9 protein-coding genes are annotated in these 15,229 nt (G+C 57.2%); 5 read left to right on the top strand and 4 right to left on the bottom strand.

Annotated elements, in window-relative coordinates; all coding sequences use genetic code 11:
• Positions 1–83 precede the first annotated feature (83 nt).
• On the bottom strand, positions 84–1,091 hold the full coding sequence (gene aroF, locus Mal65_RS21165; protein ID WP_145302251.1) for a 3-deoxy-7-phosphoheptulonate synthase: 1,008 nt from the start codon (positions 1,089–1,091) through the stop codon (positions 84–86).
• Between the two features lie 139 nt (positions 1,092–1,230).
• Positions 1,231–5,433: a PVC-type heme-binding CxxCH protein gene (locus tag Mal65_RS21160; RefSeq protein WP_145302248.1), complete on the bottom strand. Its 4,203-nt coding sequence runs from the start codon at positions 5,431–5,433 to the stop codon at positions 1,231–1,233.
• Between the two features lie 416 nt (positions 5,434–5,849).
• Here Mal65_RS21160 and Mal65_RS21155 point away from each other — a divergent pair, with 416 nt between their 5' ends.
• Together Mal65_RS21155 and Mal65_RS21150 are read left to right on the top strand one after the other, a co-directional pair.
• Entirely contained in the window at positions 5,850–8,936 is a 3,087-nt protein-coding gene (locus Mal65_RS21155; protein ID WP_196784350.1) for a carbohydrate-binding domain-containing protein, read from the top strand.
• Positions 8,937–9,172: 236 nt separating this feature from the next.
• Positions 9,173–9,994 (top strand): 3-keto-disaccharide hydrolase, encoded by an 822-nt coding sequence (locus Mal65_RS21150; RefSeq protein WP_145302242.1) that lies wholly within the window; start codon positions 9,173–9,175, stop codon positions 9,992–9,994.
• A 97-nt stretch (positions 9,995–10,091) separates the two neighbouring features.
• Here the strand turns inward: Mal65_RS21150 and Mal65_RS21145 are convergent, their stop codons facing one another.
• Together Mal65_RS21145 and Mal65_RS21140 are read right to left on the bottom strand one after the other, a co-directional pair.
• The gene (locus Mal65_RS21145; protein ID WP_196784349.1) at positions 10,092–11,465 is read right to left on the bottom strand and encodes a M20 metallopeptidase family protein; all 1,374 of its coding nucleotides are present in this window, start codon (positions 11,463–11,465) and stop codon (positions 10,092–10,094) included.
• Positions 11,466–11,554: 89 nt separating this feature from the next.
• Positions 11,555–12,574 (bottom strand): aldo/keto reductase, encoded by a 1,020-nt coding sequence (locus Mal65_RS21140; protein ID WP_165701437.1) that lies wholly within the window; start codon positions 12,572–12,574, stop codon positions 11,555–11,557.
• A gap of 251 nt (positions 12,575–12,825) precedes the next feature.
• Between Mal65_RS21140 and Mal65_RS21135 the strand changes: the two genes are divergently transcribed.
• The 3 genes from Mal65_RS21135 to Mal65_RS26695 all read left to right on the top strand — a co-directional run bounded on the left by Mal65_RS21135 (position 12,826) and on the right by Mal65_RS26695 (position 15,052).
• A complete protein-coding gene (locus Mal65_RS21135) occupies positions 12,826–14,574 on the top strand; it encodes a carbamoyltransferase family protein (RefSeq protein WP_196784348.1) in 1,749 nt (582 codons plus the stop codon).
• Positions 14,568–14,792, top strand: a complete 225-nt coding sequence (locus Mal65_RS21130) for a hypothetical protein (protein WP_145302236.1) — start codon at positions 14,568–14,570, stop codon at positions 14,790–14,792. The genes Mal65_RS21135 and Mal65_RS21130 overlap by 7 nt, the downstream gene beginning before the upstream one ends.
• An 83-nt stretch (positions 14,793–14,875) precedes the next feature.
• Positions 14,876–15,052, top strand: a complete 177-nt coding sequence (locus Mal65_RS26695) for a DUF5989 family protein (RefSeq protein ID WP_165701436.1) — start codon at positions 14,876–14,878, stop codon at positions 15,050–15,052.
• Positions 15,053–15,229 lie beyond the last annotated feature (177 nt).

The following is a 15,229-nucleotide window of genomic DNA, read 5'->3' as shown; positions in this document are numbered from 1 at the left end:
GCGGCTTTCGGTGGTCAAAAAGATTTGGTTCGACGTTTCGGCGTCACCGACCGGACGGACTGATGACCTCACGATCCGATGCGTTAATCGGCCAAGGCCTTTTGCACCTTTTGAATCCGCCGCATGGTGTTTTCGAACTGGGCGTAATCCTGGCACTGGTATCCGTCGCTGGCGGCATTGGGCGGATCGGGGTGGACTTCGATGATCAAACCATCGGCACCGGCGGCGACCGCGGCGACCGCCATGTCGTGAACCATGTAGGTGTGGCCGGTCCCGTGGCTGGGATCGATGATCACCGGCAAATGGCTTTTCGAATGCAGGTAGGGAACGCTGGCCAGGGGCAAGGTGAATCGCGTGTGGGCTTCGAAGGTGCGGATGCCTCGTTCGCACAGCATCACGCGTTCGTTGCCGCCATCCAAAATGTATTCGGCAGCCAGCAAGAATTCGTCCATCGTGGCCGACGGTCCCCGCTTCAGCAGGACCGCTTTGTCGCATCGACCGACGGCTTCCAAAAGCCGATAGTTTTGCATGTTCCGTGCACCGATCTGCAGCACGTCGGCGTACTTGGCGACCAAGTCGACTTCCTCCGGCGACATGACCTCGGTGAACACGGCCAACCCGGTTTCATCGCGGGCGGTGGCCAGCATCTTCAGCCCGTCTTCTTTCAAGCCTTGGAAGCTGTAGGGGCTGGTCCGTGGTTTGAACGCGCCGCCACGCAGTCCGGTCGCTCCCGCCGTTTTGACCGCTTTGGCGACTTCCACAATCTGTTCTTCGTTTTCGACGCTGCAGGGGCCTGCCGCGACACCCAAGTGCCCGCCACCGGCCTGAAAACCACCGACGGTGATCACGCTGCTTTCGGGTCGGACTTCGCGGCTGGCCAGTTTGTATTTGGCCACCACCGGCATGACTTCGGCAACACCATCACCGGCCTCCAGCGACGGCGCGTCCAGCACACGTTCGTCGCCGACGACGGCGACAACGGTTCGTTCGGTGCCAACGATGACGTTGGCCTTCAGGCCCATTTTTTCCACCCTCGCGACGGTGGATTGGACCTGCGCTTCGGTGGCGCCTGACTTCATTACGACGATCATTTGGGGTGCCTTGGGGATCGATTACCGGAAAAAGGACGTCGCCGACGCCTGAGAAGTTCACGAGTTTGTCCCACGGCGTCGATTCTTCCAACCGGACACCGCACGCAACGGGGCCCGGGTTCTCGGCGATTCCAGGCGACTACGGCAGCGGTACTTGGCCGGGCCCCATCAAATACTTCAGTAACGACCGAACATCGTTATCGGACATCGGTTCCAGTTGTCCGACCGGCATCAAGCTGACATCGGATTCGATCCTTTCCTCGATCTCATCTTTGGGAATCACGACTTGCTGTTCGGCGGTCTGAATGGTCACCGCATCGTCGTTCTCGTCACGGACAATTCCACCGACAATGCGTCCATCCAACAGCAGAAAATTGGTCATGCGATAATCGCGACCGATCAAGGCATTGGGATCCAGAATGTTTTCCAGCCAATACCGCACGTCCGATCGGTTGGCCCCAGTGATGTCCGGTCCGATCTGGCCGCCTTCGCCGAAAAGCCGGTGGCATTTGCCGCAATTGGCCTCGTACAGTTTGCGGCCAAGCCGGGCGTCGCCCGATGCGATCCCTCGCGGCGTCAGGATGGCTTGATAGCGTTTGAACTGCTCCTGCGTTTCCGCGTCGCTGCGTCCGACTTTGCCCCAAACGCGTTCCAATCGTGAAAGCAGATCGCTGTCTGACGTACGTTGGGCAAGCGGAATGATCTGGCGGACCACGTACGCAGGCACCGATCGCGGATCGATATCACCGTCTTCCATCGCCGCAACCAATCGATCGGCGTTGGGGATTCGCGTGACCAGTGCTGAAAGTGCGATCGTTTGCGTTTCAGCGGGGAATTGGTCAAACCGTGCGATGATTTTATTGGCGGACCCGGGATGCGACAGTTGCCCCAGGACGCCCAGGGCCGCGTCGCGGATCGCTGCGTCGTCCAGCAGTCGATGCAGTTGGTCCGCCAGTGTTGGATCGCCCGCCGTCATCAGCGATTGCAGTGCTTGTTGTCGACGCACCACGGGGTTTTTAGTGTCGGCTAAAACTTGCCGAAAATGCGGCAGGACCGTCGTGTCACCCAGTTGGACCGCCAGGTTGCGAGCCAAGCGTTGCACCTGAGCATTGGGGGCGTCGGCGAGCGCGTCCATCGCGGCCGGCCAAGCCTTTGGCATTTCAATGCCGCCCCGGGAGATCGAGGCATCCAGCAAACGCTGCAGGATTGTCAGCCGCAGGCCACGCTGTTTCGGATCCGTCAATCGCATCGTCAACGATTGGCGGCCATCGGCAGTTTCGGCGGTGCGGCGGATGACGAAATCCGGCAAAGGCTTCATCTGGCTCTGCAGCGCGATCTCCAGACATTCGTTCGGGTGATCCTGGACCAACGGTTCCATCGCATACCAGAACAGCCATGGCAGATTGCGGTCATTCGCATCAATCGTGTGCTTGGCAAGGGACCGCAAAATCGGCAAACGGTACTCCGGTGCAAAGTTCTGCGTTGACGATGCGATCTTTCGTCGAACCGAAGCGTTCGGTTCCGTTGACGCGATTTCGGCGATATGCGCAGCGACATCGCGTGTCATGTCGCTTTGCTGTGTTGCGTGGTGAATCGCCCAGCGACGAATCACGGGGTCAGCATCTTGAATCCAGTGATTGATCGGATTGGCATCGGAACCAAGAATCGCACCGGCCAGCCAGACGGCGCGACGTCGGCCTTCAGCGGACGTCATCCGGTCGGGAAGGTTGACAATCTGTTCGTTTGACAGGTCCAAGACGCCATCACTGTGACGCTCCTGCAGGATTCTGGCCGATTGTCTTGCCACAAAGCCATTGGTCCCATCCAAGTTGCGAATCAAATCGCTCGTGTCGGATGACCATAGGTCAAGGCTGATCCCTTGGGCATCGCCATATCGGATTCGAAACAAACGCCCGTTGGTGCGGTCCCAGATTTCCGGATCGCGATGGTGACAAGTCTGAACGTCATGCCAGTCGGACGTGTACAACGCGCCATCGGGACCCACCATGATCCCAACGCCGACTTGATAGTGATCTTGCGCCAGGGCAAAGTCCGGACGATGTCGACCCACGTATCCGCTGCCGTCGCGTTCAACTTTTTCCCGGACGATGCGGTGGCCGTGCAAGTTGTGAAAGAACAGATCGCCACGATACTGGGCCGGAAAAACGTCTCCGTCGTAGATAGCCAAACCACAATGCGCGTGGCCGCCGCCCAGCATGGATGTGTCCATTGCGGCGGGCGGTCGAGTGATCTTGTTTTCACCCCAGTACGCGTGTTCTTGAATTCGTCCGGCGAAGTGCGCGTGGTCGGCGATCGTCTTGATGTCGTCATAGGTGTAGGGATTGAAGTGCCGTCCCGCTTGTCGCTGATATCGACCACCCTGCGATAAGTGATACAGGTGGGGAATGACGCAGGCACTGATGAACCATTCGCCTTCGTCGTTGAAATCCACCCCCCATGGATTGCTGGTTCCGTGGGCGAAAACGTCGAACTCGTGACGCGTCGGATGGTACCGCCACACACCGGCATTCAATCGAACACGTTGATCTTCGGGGGTGCCCGGTTTGCCGACCTTGGAATGCGTGAAGACCCCATGACAACCGTACAACCATCCGTCGGGGCCCCACGTGAAGCTGTTCAAAGTTTCGTGCGTGTCTTGGTGTCCCCATCCGTCCAGCAGGACCACCGGGGCGCCGTCCGGGGTGCCGTCGTGATCGGCGTCCGGAATGAACAACAACTCGGGAGCCGCACCGATCCAGACACCGCCGAAGCCGACTTCGATGGCACTGGCCAAGTTGATGCCTTCGATAAACGTCGACTTGGATTCGAACGTGCCGTCGGAATCGTTGTCGGCGAAGATGACGATGCGGTCCCTGCCCTGCCCCGCCGGCGCTTTGTTGGGATACGTGTGGCCTTCGATCACCCAAATGCGGCCTCGGGCGTCAAAGCACATCGCGATTGGTTGTGTTAGATCTGGTTCACCGGCAATCAGGTCCACCTCAAAGCCTGGTGGAACGATCATGTTTTCGGCCGCCTGCTGTGGGGTGAACCCCTCGACATACTTGGACTGGTCGCGGCCTTCGGCCACCTGCCATTTGGGTTCGGCGGTCATCGCAATGTTGGGGTCGCGCAAGTGAACCGTCAGCCCGTGTTTGCTGCTGGACACAACATCGACCCATGAATCCGCATTCAGGTCGGTGACCAGGACATCGACACCAACGCCGCTGTCATCGTCGATCAGGTGTGGGACGAAATCCACAGATGATTCGGTGCGAACACAGCGGAACCAGACCAAAACCGGGGGCTGTAATCCGCCGATGTCTTTGCCGCGATGAGCCATAAAGCGTTTGCCCGTCACGATGTCTTTGACGCCGTCGCGATCCACATCCGCCATCGCAACGGCGTGCAGTTGGCTGAAAGCGACGCCGTACGGGTTGTCTTGGGACGATTCGCCCATGATGTCGTGTCGCGTGAAGATGTCGCCGCCGCGGTTTTCAAACCACGCCAACCCGTAACCGTGTGCGTGCAGCGACGTCACGATGTCCGCATCACCGTCGCCGTCGACATCGTTGACGCAAATCTGGGAACCACCGGGATAGTTGGCCAAATCGTTCCAACGTTTGGCGGGCCAAAGGGCTTCGGCATCATCGTCGGCGGGTTGACTCCACCAATGACTCTTTCCGATCACGTCCAGCCGGCCATCCCCGTCAACGTCACCGACACCCATGCCGTGGGTGAATCGGTTCGGGCATGCACCTGGCCTTGAAATCGGCGTCCAAGTCCAAGGCTTTGTCGCATCGTCGCCGGATCGGTAATAACCGTATTGGCTGGCATTGCCACAAACAATTTCTGGATTGCCACCGGGGATCAGGTCGATGATCGCGGGCGATTCGTTATCGACCGGCCCCGTGATTTCATGAACCGGCCAATCTTGATCGACAGGTCCGGCGTTCGGGTTGACGTACAGACGCGCGGGCTTGCCAGGAAAGCCGATGACCAGAACGTCGACGGCCCCATCACCGGTCACATCGGCGACGTGGCTGAAGAATTGATCGCTGTAGACCTCCACCGGAAATTCTTTGGCTGGGGCGATTCGAAACCGCTGTTGAAAATCGGGGCCCCGGAAACAAAGCGGGCCGGCGACGATGTCCAAGTGACCGTCGCCGTCCAAGTCGCCGGCCGATGCGCCCTCGGTGAAAAAACGATCGTGGACTTCCTTTCGGTCCCAGCCGTGGGCACCGGCATCGGCCGTCGCATCGTGTCCCGGCGTCATCCATGCGATGATCAAAAGAACGCCGATAACGGGCTGAAGTCCGAACAACAAACGAATTGGAAACGCCATTGCGGGCTCCGTCGCTGCGATAAGGAATGGGGAATAGGGAGGGCCGTGGCATCATTGGTCTTGGCAAGACCAGCGTGTGCACGCGTTCATGCGGGATGTCGGCGTCGTGGTCACGTTTTCGCGCGACACAGGGCGAATCGACGCAGGCGGGAGAAGTCATCTTAAGGAATGCTGACGACAAAGGTGCCATCTTTGCCGATTGAATCGATTGCGAAGGTAAAACAGAGAAGTAGGATGGTGTTGCCCCCGATAGAGGGATCAGGATTCTCACCTTCAGCAGATTTCGAAATCACACGTCCATGAAATCGACATCCACCTTCGGCCGTCTTCTTCGCCGCGTTCTCTCAGGGAAAGGCCCCCAGGTATCGAAGAGCCGGCGCACTGATTGGTCGATCAAGTCGTTGGAGCCACGATTGATGTTGGCCGGCGATCTGGGCCAACAGATCACCATTGTGGCGGCCGGAACGACCGGCGAAGAAACCATGGAATTGCGGATCGACGATCAAGTCGTGCAGACGTGGGAAAACGTCGGCGGCGATCCCGGTGCCGGACAACTGGAAACGTTCACTTATCAAACGACGGGTTCCGTCAGCGCCAATCAAATCAAGGTTGCATTCACCAACGACCTTTATGATCCCGATCAAGGGATTGATCGAAATCTGGTTGTCGTAAGTATGGCCATCGACGGCGACGTGTATCGCTCCGATGACCCGTCCGTTTTCAGCACCGGAGTTTGGTTGCCAGAAGACGGGATTCAGCCCGGATATCGTGAAAGCAATTTCTTGGCGGCGGACGGATACTTCCAGTACCAGGAACCCGATACCACCGCGATCACTATCGATGCGGCGGGCAACGAGAACGACGAAATCATGGAACTTTGGATCGACGACACCAAAGTCCAGACTTGGTCCAACATTGGTGGGAATGCCTACAACAATTCGTTCGAATCTTACACGTACATTTCCGATACCGATGTCACCATCGATCAGATTCGCATCGCGTTCACGAACGATTTGTATGTCAACGATGGCGAAATCGATCGCAACCTTCGCGTCGATCGGGTTTCGATCGGCGAAGACGTTTATCAGACCGAAGCCCCGACGGTGTTCAGCACCGGTACTTGGGAACCGGGGGGCGTGGTTCCCGGATACAAGCAAAACGAATTCTTGCATTCCGACGGTTCGTTCTATTTTGGTGGCGAAGTCCCACCGCCACAGCCTGGCGTGATCTCGTTGGCGACCAGTAACGTCACGGTGGATGAAACCGCCGGGTTCGTCGCGTTGGATGTCGTTCGCAGTGAAGGTACCGATGGCACGATCACGGTCGACTATGCCACGTTCGAAAATTCTGCCGCCGAAGGCATCGACTACACACCGACCAGCGGTACGTTGACTTTCCTCGACGGCCAAAGCGTCGCGCAGATCCAAATTCCAATTCTGGATGATGACCTGGCGGAAAGGGCTGAACAGTTCAATGTCACCATTGACAACGTGGTCGGCGGCGCGACTTTGCTGGCCCCACGCACCGCGACGGTGACCATCGTTGACGATGAAGTTTTGCTGCCCAACTATGACGACTTCGCTGATTCCACTGGTTTGATCATCAACGGCGACGCGACAATCAACTCAGACGAATTGCGTCTGACCCCGGCGACGAATTGGAAAGCCGGCAGTGCTTTTTATGAAACGCCCATCGATCTCAGCAACGATGGATCCTTCCGGTCTGAATTCGGGTTTCAAATCACCGGTGGTTCGTCGGGCGCCGACGGCCTGACTTTCACGATCCAGAATGATCCCGCGGGGGCCGCTGCCATTGGTTCAAACGCCGGTCAATTGGGATACGACGGGATTGCCAATTCGATCGCCGTTGAATTCGATACTTGGAAAAATTCACCGTTCGACATCAGCAACAACCATGTGTCGATCATCCAGGGCAGCGTCCAGAATGCCCTTAAAACGACGGTGGCTGATTTCGATCTGAACGGTGGGTCACGGCTGTACGCGTGGGTCGACTACAACGGCACCAGCGATGTTTTGGCCGTCTATTTGTCCGATCAAAACGAAAAGCCCGAACTGGCCGCCATGAAGACCACGGTCGACTTGGAAACGGTCGTCGGCAATCAAGCCTATGTGGGATTCACCGGTGCAACGGGTGGGTCCAACAACGTGCATCGGATCACTAGCTGGAATTTGGATCAGCAAGATCCCCCTCAAGATCCGCCCACCCAGGTTCCCGATACGCTGGTCGCCGTCGATCAGGTTTCTGGTTTGATTGCCCCCACGGCGATCGACTGGTTGCCCGGTGGTGCAATGCTGATCGCCCAGCAAGGCGGTGTTGTGGACGTGGCGGTCGACGGCGTTTTACAGTCCGAACCTTTCATCGACATTTCCGCGATCGTCAACGGCACTCGGGACCGCGGTTTGTTGGACATCGCCGTCCATCCCGACTTTGAAATCAATCCGTACGTCTATCTGTTGTTCACCTACGATCCACCCGAAGTCGAAGGCAAAACCGGTCTGGCCGGGCCCGATGGCAAAGGCAATCGCGCCGGGCGCCTGATCCGTGTCACGGCGGATCAAACCGAAGGGTATTTGAAGGCGGTCGAAGGAAGCGATGTGATTTTGTTGGGTGCCAACAGCACCTGGCAAAACTTCAATGGCTTTGCCAACAGCACCAACGATTTCGAAGAGCCGCCGGCCGGGGAAGATGAGTGGGGCAACTACTTGCAAGATTTCATTCCCAGTGACAGTGAATCGCATACCGTCGGCAGTCTGGCCTTTGGTACCGATGGCATGCTGTTCGTGTCGATCGGCGATGGTGCCAGCTACAACCGCGTCGATCCACGTGCCGATCGGGTCCAACACGCCGACAGTTTGTCCGGCAAGGTTTTAAGAATCGATCCGATCACCGGCGAAGGGGGCGCCGGAAATCCTTACTTCGAAGAAGGCGTGGATGATCCTAACGCCAATCGAAGCAAGGTTTATCAAATGGGGCTGCGGAACCCCTTCCGAATCAGCGTCGACAGCGAAACCGGCCAGCTTTACGTCGGTGATGTGGGGTGGACCAAGTGGGAAGAAATCAATGCCGCCGGCGCAGGGGCGAATTTTGGTTGGCCGTTCTATGAAGGCGGTAACGGTACCAGTTTGGTGAACAATTCTTATGCAAATACCCCTGAAGGCGAAGCGTTTTTTGCAGAAGACATTCCGGTCGACGCATCTATTTACGCTCTCAGCCACCAGGCCGACGGTATCAACGCGATTGTGATGGGCGACGTTTATCGTGGCGACGCATACGGCGGCCAGTTCGATGGTGACATCTTCTTCAACGACCTTGGCCAGGGGATCGTTCGGCATGCCACGATCAATCCCGATGGCACGGTTGGCGATGTTAACGTTTTTGACACCGGTGCAAACATTGTGGTCGCCCTTCGTCAGGGGCCCGATGACCTGATGTACTACGTCGATCTGGATGACGGTACTGTCGGCCGCTGGGAATTGGCTTGACGAGATTTAGGACTTGCCGGGTCAGCGCTGAAAAGCCTGGGGCCCCACTGGCACCCGGCCACGGCGACCGTTCGGCCGTGTCGCAATTGCCCAATGCCAGGTGTCGTCACGGTGCAAACGTGGCGCACGTTTGGGGGCGACGATTTCTTTGACGGGGGGCCGAGGTACCGGCGACACGCTTCGGCTAAACTACCGAGCACCGTTGATGTGTCCTACCTCCAACTTTTGCACCTTCCATGAAACGTCGATTTTTCAACTCGATCCTTACCTTTGCCGGCTTGGCTGTCATCTCCGCATCGGGTTCCTCGGCAAACGCCAAGGAATACCTGAACGGCATCACTTGGGAAGAACCCGCGGTCGTTACTCCGGGCGTCATCAATTCCGATCCGCCCAGCGACGCGGTCGTTCTGTTTTCGGGTGATGACCTTTCCCAGTGGAAGGTCAACGATTCTTGGAAAGTCGTCGACGGGTGCATGTTGACGGGCAAAGGCAAAGCGGTTTCGATCCCGAAATTCGGCGACTGCCAGCTTCACATCGAATGGTCTGCCCCGACGCCGGCCAAAGGCGAAGGCCAGGGACGCGGTAATAGCGGCGTTTTCCTGATGGATCGCTATGAAATTCAAGTTTTGGATTCCTATGAAAACAAGACGTATTTCGATGGCCAGGCGGGCGCGATTTACAAACAAACGCCTCCGGCGGTCAACGCCACTCGGCCCCCCGGGCAATGGAACACGTACGACATCTTTTGGACCGCGCCAAAATTTGATGAAGACGGCAATTTGGTTTCGCCCGCCTACATCACCGCGATGCACAACGGCATCCTGATTCTGAACCACTTCGAATTGAAGGGCGACACGCCCTACAACCGTCCGCCGAAGTACAACGCCCATGATTCCGAAGGGCCGATCTCGCTGCAGGATCACGGTAACCCGGTTCGCTTCCGCAACATTTGGGTACGCGAATTCACCCCCGCCCAAGGCGAACAAACTCGGTCGCCCTTCATCCGCGACGGTAAGAAAGAAACGCCGATCGAATCGTCAGGCGACGATCAAGAATAGACCTCGGCCATCCGCCCCTGTTTGCGACAGACGCGTGACTGACGACGGGGCGCAGCGTCCGCCATCCGAAAAGGCGACCGGGCAAATTTCGGTCGCCTTACGGTGCCGGTTTCAATAGCTCCAGCGTCGCGGCCGTCATTGTCATAAAGGCGGTGCGGAGCGATTTTTCCGCGTCGGGATAATACTGGCTGCTGTGCAAGCTGGGCGGCGGGATTTCAAGTTTCTCGTATCGTTTCAAACGCGCCGATTCAACGGTCCCCAATCGATACATCAAAATCGGCACGCCCTGTTTTCCGTATCGGCTGAAGTCTTCGCCGCCCATCGATGGTTCACTCGTGCCGACCTGGTCTTTGCCGATGGCGGCGGCGAAAACGTCTCGCATTCGCGCCGCCAGTTCATGGTCGTTTTCCAGCGATGGCGTCCCTTCGCTGCGTGTGACGGTCGGTGCGTCCGCACGAAAACTAGTGGCAATGCTGTTGGCTTTTCGTTCGATGGCCTCCAGTAAATGTTGCCGAACCGCTTCGTCGTAACTGCGGACGGTCAATCGCAAATGACAGTCATCGCCGATGATGTTGTGCTTCGTCCCCCCGTGAATGGAACCAACGGTGATCACCGCGGGCTTGCGAGGCGATATCTCGCGGCTGACGATCGTTTGCAGATCCACGACCAGCATCGAAGCCATGACAATCGGATCAATCGTCGTTTCGGGTGCCGATCCATGACCGCCACGGCCGTGCATCGTGATGTCGACGCTGTCGACATTGGCTTGGGAATATCCGGGCATCAGTGAAACTTGTCCGGCAGGCAGATCATGGCCAACGTGCAAAGCGATCGCGTAGTCCGGTTTGGCGAACCGTTGAAACAAGCCATCGTTCAGCATGGATCGGGCGCCCGCACCACGCTCTTCCGCCGGTTGGGCAATCAGCATCAGTCGTCCCGACCAGTGATCGCGATGCGTGGCCAGAAAATGAGACACCGCCAAGACATTGGTCATGTGGATGTCGTGCCCGCAGGCGTGCATCACCCCGAGCGTTGTTCCATCGCTTTGCGTGACCTTTTGGGTCGATGCAAACGGAAAAGGAGTTTGCTCCGTAACGGGCAATGCATCCATGTCGCATCGCAGCATGACGGTGGGGCCTGGGCCGTTTTCCATCATCGCGACCACGCCGAAACCGCCCACGTTGGTAACGACCATGAAACCATCGTCGCGCCAACGATCCGCGATGTACTGTGACGTCGCTTTTTCTTCGAAAGACAGTTCCGGTGATTGATGCAATTCGCGATAGGTGCGCAGCCACGTCGGGGTGGTTTCGGAAAACCATCGCTCCAAATCGTGCTTGATTCCCGCCACCGCCGGTGTCATGCCCGTTGGTGACAGGGTGTCGTCGGCGATGACAAGTGAACACTGGACGCTGCCAATCGCCATCAGTGACAGCACTAAAAAGATCAACCATGTGCGAATCAAAACCATCGCCTTTTCCACCAAAGTCACCCAGGTCAAACATCGTCGCTGATGTCCGATTGTAGACTCGGTCGGCGGGCCCGGCACGGTTTACGTGATCATGCTCGCATGCAGGGCGGTTTTTCGTGCGGGCTGTCGGCGTAGAAAACCCCGGGTTCCGGGCGGTTTTCGGCGATCGATTGTTCAAAGCGGTGGAAGATGCTTTCGCACCCTTGCGCAAGATTTTTCATCCGTCGAAGCAGCTTTGCGTCGTGCAGATTCTCACCCGCGACGTCAATCTGTTTGGACTGATCGATCACTTTGTCCCAAAGGTCTGGCCAGGACGGTGGAACGGTCGTGACGACACCGGGGAACCCTAACGTAAATTGCAAAGCCATCCGAACGTGTTCATCCGATTCCACCGTTCGGTACCACCATTGCCGTGTCTTCTCGACACCCTTTGGCCAACGCCCATAGCCCAGCGTCTTCATGCCCAGGATCGCTGTGCCGCGTTGGTTGGCAAGTTCAATGATCTGTTTTCCAAAACCGATGGTGTAGTATTCCGCGAAATTGATGGGAAACATCACCGTGTCAAAGTCGAAGTGACGCAACGCACGAAGTGCCGATTTCGTGGTGTGTGCACTGAAACCGATGTGCCTGATCTTCCCCTGCTTTTGTGCCTCCAGGATGCCTTCCATGGCACCGCCAGGACCCAAAGCTTCGACAACTTCTTGAGGCTTGATCAAGCAGTGAAGTTGATACAGATCGAAATAGTCCGTCTGTAACCGATCCAGCGAACGCTGCAATTCTGCCTGCATGCCGGCTTTGTCACGAGCCTTGGTCTTGCAGGACAGCACGTAATCATTCCGGTTCAAGCCTTGCAAACCCTGCCCCATCTTGATTTCACATTCGCCGTCTTTGCCATAAGCAGGCGCGACGTCGAAGTAGTTGACGCCACGTTTGAACGAATCATGTAGCGAACGACGGGCCCCGGCGGCGTCGGTTCGCATCAATGCCAAACCGGGATACGTCGCAATCGAAACATGAATCGGCGTCCGTCCCAATTTACGTCGCGGCATACCGTCAACCGGTTCGCTGCGGTGTGTTGGCGGAACGTCGGCGTCCGGCTTTTGGTTCATCCCCGCCAAATCGTCGGCGCGACCGGCGGCCGATTGGATCGACCCGATTCCCACGGTGGTTGAAACGGAACCTAAAAATGACCGGCGGCGCATGGTGCACCTTCGTGGGTGGGCGGGTTTCGGATTGAGGGAAGACCCCAAAAGCTTGGGGTGTGAATCTTCCTGCCGTCGCGCTGGCGTGTCAAACTATTCTGACGGGTGCGAGCCAATTTGTCGCAGCCAGAGACCAATCATCAGACAGGGCCAACGTATTGACCACGACGCTGGGCATTTCCGCTTTCTTTCATGACTCAGCAGCGTGCTTGGTGCGTGACGGGCGGATTGTTGCTGCCGCTCAGGAGGAACGATTTAGCCGAATCAAGCATGATGCCGGTTTTCCGGAGTCCGCTATCCGGTACTGCTTGGATGCCGCAAAGCTTTCGCCCGGTGATTTGGACCATGTCGTGTTTTATGAGAAGCCGATCCGGAAGTTCGATCGGCTGATGGAATCGTTTCTGGCAACCGCGCCGCGATCTCTGCGTCCTTTCACAACCGCAATGCCGTCCTGGATCAAAGGCAAATTAAATCTGCGAAAAACGCTTCGGCGGCGATTGGACCAAGTTGCGGGCGATGGACGACGGTACGTGGGCAAGATGCACTTTGTCGACCATCATTTGGCGCACGCGGCCAGTGCCGCGTGGACATGCCCCTGGCCCAATGCCGCTGTTCTGGTGTGTGATGCCGTGGGCGAATGGGCGACGACAAGCCTGGGTTGGTCCGACGGTCAGCAAATCCAGTTGACCCATCAATTGCGTTACCCGCATTCGCTGGGGCTGTTGTATTCCGCGTTCACGTATTTCTGTGGGTTTACCGTCAATTCAGGCGAATACAAGTTGATGGGCTTGGCGGCATACGGAACGCCAAAGTATGCCCAGGCGATCGAATCAGAACTGCTGAATGTCGCTTCGGATGGTTCGTTTCGTTTGAATCAAGAGTTCTTTGGGTTTGTCGATTCATTGAAGATGACGAATCAACGATTCGCCGATGTGTTCGATCAAACACCGCGAAGGGCGGATGAACCGATCACGGACTTTCATCGTGACTTAGCGGCATCCATACAAAAAGTTACCGAAGACATATTGTTGCGAACCGCGAATCATCTGCATCGTTTGCACGCTGCCGATGCATTGTGCATCGCAGGCGGTGTGGCCTTGAACGGAAAGGCTAACGGTCGCTTGTTGGTCGAAACCCCGTTTCAGCATCTCCATGTGCCGCCCGCCCCCGGTGATGCCGGCGGTGCCGTGGGCGCCGCGCTGCTGATCGATCGAGCAGTGTTGGACGACGCTGCTGTGGAGGGCCAAGCGGTTTCGCAATACTCGATGCAAAACGCGTGCCTGGGGCCGGTCTATGATTCACAGCAATCCAGTCAAGAGCTAAGGCAAATCGGTGCGAACTTTCGTTCCTTAACGGACGAAGCATTGATCGACGAAGTGGCGCGGCGTCTGGCCGACGGTCAAGTCGTCGGATGGATGGACGGGCCGATGGAATTCGGGCCTCGCGCCGTCGGCCGCAGAAGTATCTTGGCCGATCCACGCGGCGATGACGTGCGTGATCGAATGAATCAAGCGATCAAGTTCCGTGAACCTTTTCGACCTTTCGCACCAGTCGTTTTGGCCGAACGAGTGACCAAATATTTCCAAGTATCGGGCGATTTTGAAAGCCCTTGGATGTCCTTCATTGTTCCGGTCAAAGCCGCGGCCGAAATCGCACCGGCGATCATCCATGCCGACGGCACCGCTCGGGTGCAGACATTGACCCGGGATCAGAACCCTAAGTTGTATCATTTGATCCAACAGTTCGATCGGATGACCGGATGTCCGATGCTGGTGAACACCAGCTTTAACGTGAAGGACGAACCCATCGTTGCCAGTCCCGTCGATGCGTATCGTTGCTTCCAAAAATCTGGGATGGATTGTTGTGTGATTCAGAATCATCTGTTGGACAAACGCGAATCATGTTGAAGTCTTTTGCCCACAAGATGGCGTCCTTCGCCGCCGTCGTTGCTCACGCGGTGACGACCGTGGCGTTGATCGTTGTCTATATGTTGGTGGTTTGTCCGATCGCGCTGTTTCGCAGAATCATGGGCAGCGATCCATTGGGCCGTCGCGACAGAAATCGTCCACAGTGGTTGCCCTGTTCGGTGGACAGTCGGCGTCAGGACTATGATGCGATGTACTGAATCCACCGTTCTTGGGCCGTCATGGGGATCCCGGCGATGCAACGACAGCACCGCACGTGAGTGTCAACCGAAAGAGAAATCGCATGCCCGCCGAAGACAGACCGCCGGCTGATCCCGGATTGATCCGCGAGTTTTGGCAGTTCATCCGGCAGGAGAAAAAGTGGTGGATGTTGCCGATCCTGGTCAGTTTGGCCTTGGTGGCATTGGTGACGGTGATCGCATCGTCACCCGCGGCTCCGTTTATCTATACGCTTTTCTAAACCCGGGGTTGTTCCGATGGTCTCCTCGGTGGCCGTCGTACAATCCAGCGAGGGGGCCAGCATTGGCGGCCGCCAACTCGCACCGCGCCGGTCCGCTGGCTAAACTGTCGCTTTGCCTCGGGTGGTGTGACGTCGAACCCGGGGAACGACCCTCCTTGCTTCCACCCCGTTGAAACG

This window comes from Crateriforma conspicua (assembly GCF_007752935.1).
Lineage (GTDB): Bacteria > Planctomycetota > Planctomycetia > Pirellulales > Pirellulaceae > Crateriforma > Crateriforma conspicua.
The sequence above is the reverse complement of the archived record's forward strand: the minus strand, read 5'-3'. Positions and strand labels throughout refer to the sequence as shown.

Bases quoted from the DNA above. Each gene is read 5' to 3' on its own strand.
- Mal65_RS21130 (WP_145302236.1), top strand. From the start codon at position 14,568: ATGTTGAAGTCTTTTGCCCACAAGATGGCGTCCTTCGCCGCCGTCGTT.
- Mal65_RS21150 (WP_145302242.1), top strand. From the start codon at position 9,173: ATGAAACGTCGATTTTTCAACTCGATCCTTACCTTTGCCGGCTTGGCT.
- Mal65_RS21140 (WP_165701437.1), bottom strand. From the start codon at position 12,574: ATGAACCAAAAGCCGGACGCCGACGTTCCGCCAACACACCGCAGCGAA.
- aroF (WP_145302251.1), bottom strand. From the start codon at position 1,091: ATGATCGTCGTAATGAAGTCAGGCGCCACCGAAGCGCAGGTCCAATCC.
- Mal65_RS21145 (WP_196784349.1), bottom strand. From the start codon at position 11,465: ATGGTTTTGATTCGCACATGGTTGATCTTTTTAGTGCTGTCACTGATG.
- Mal65_RS21155 (WP_196784350.1), top strand. From the start codon at position 5,850: ATGTTGGCCGGCGATCTGGGCCAACAGATCACCATTGTGGCGGCCGGA.
- Mal65_RS26695 (WP_165701436.1), top strand. From the start codon at position 14,876: ATGCCCGCCGAAGACAGACCGCCGGCTGATCCCGGATTGATCCGCGAG.
- Mal65_RS21160 (WP_145302248.1), bottom strand. From the start codon at position 5,433: ATGGCGTTTCCAATTCGTTTGTTGTTCGGACTTCAGCCCGTTATCGGC.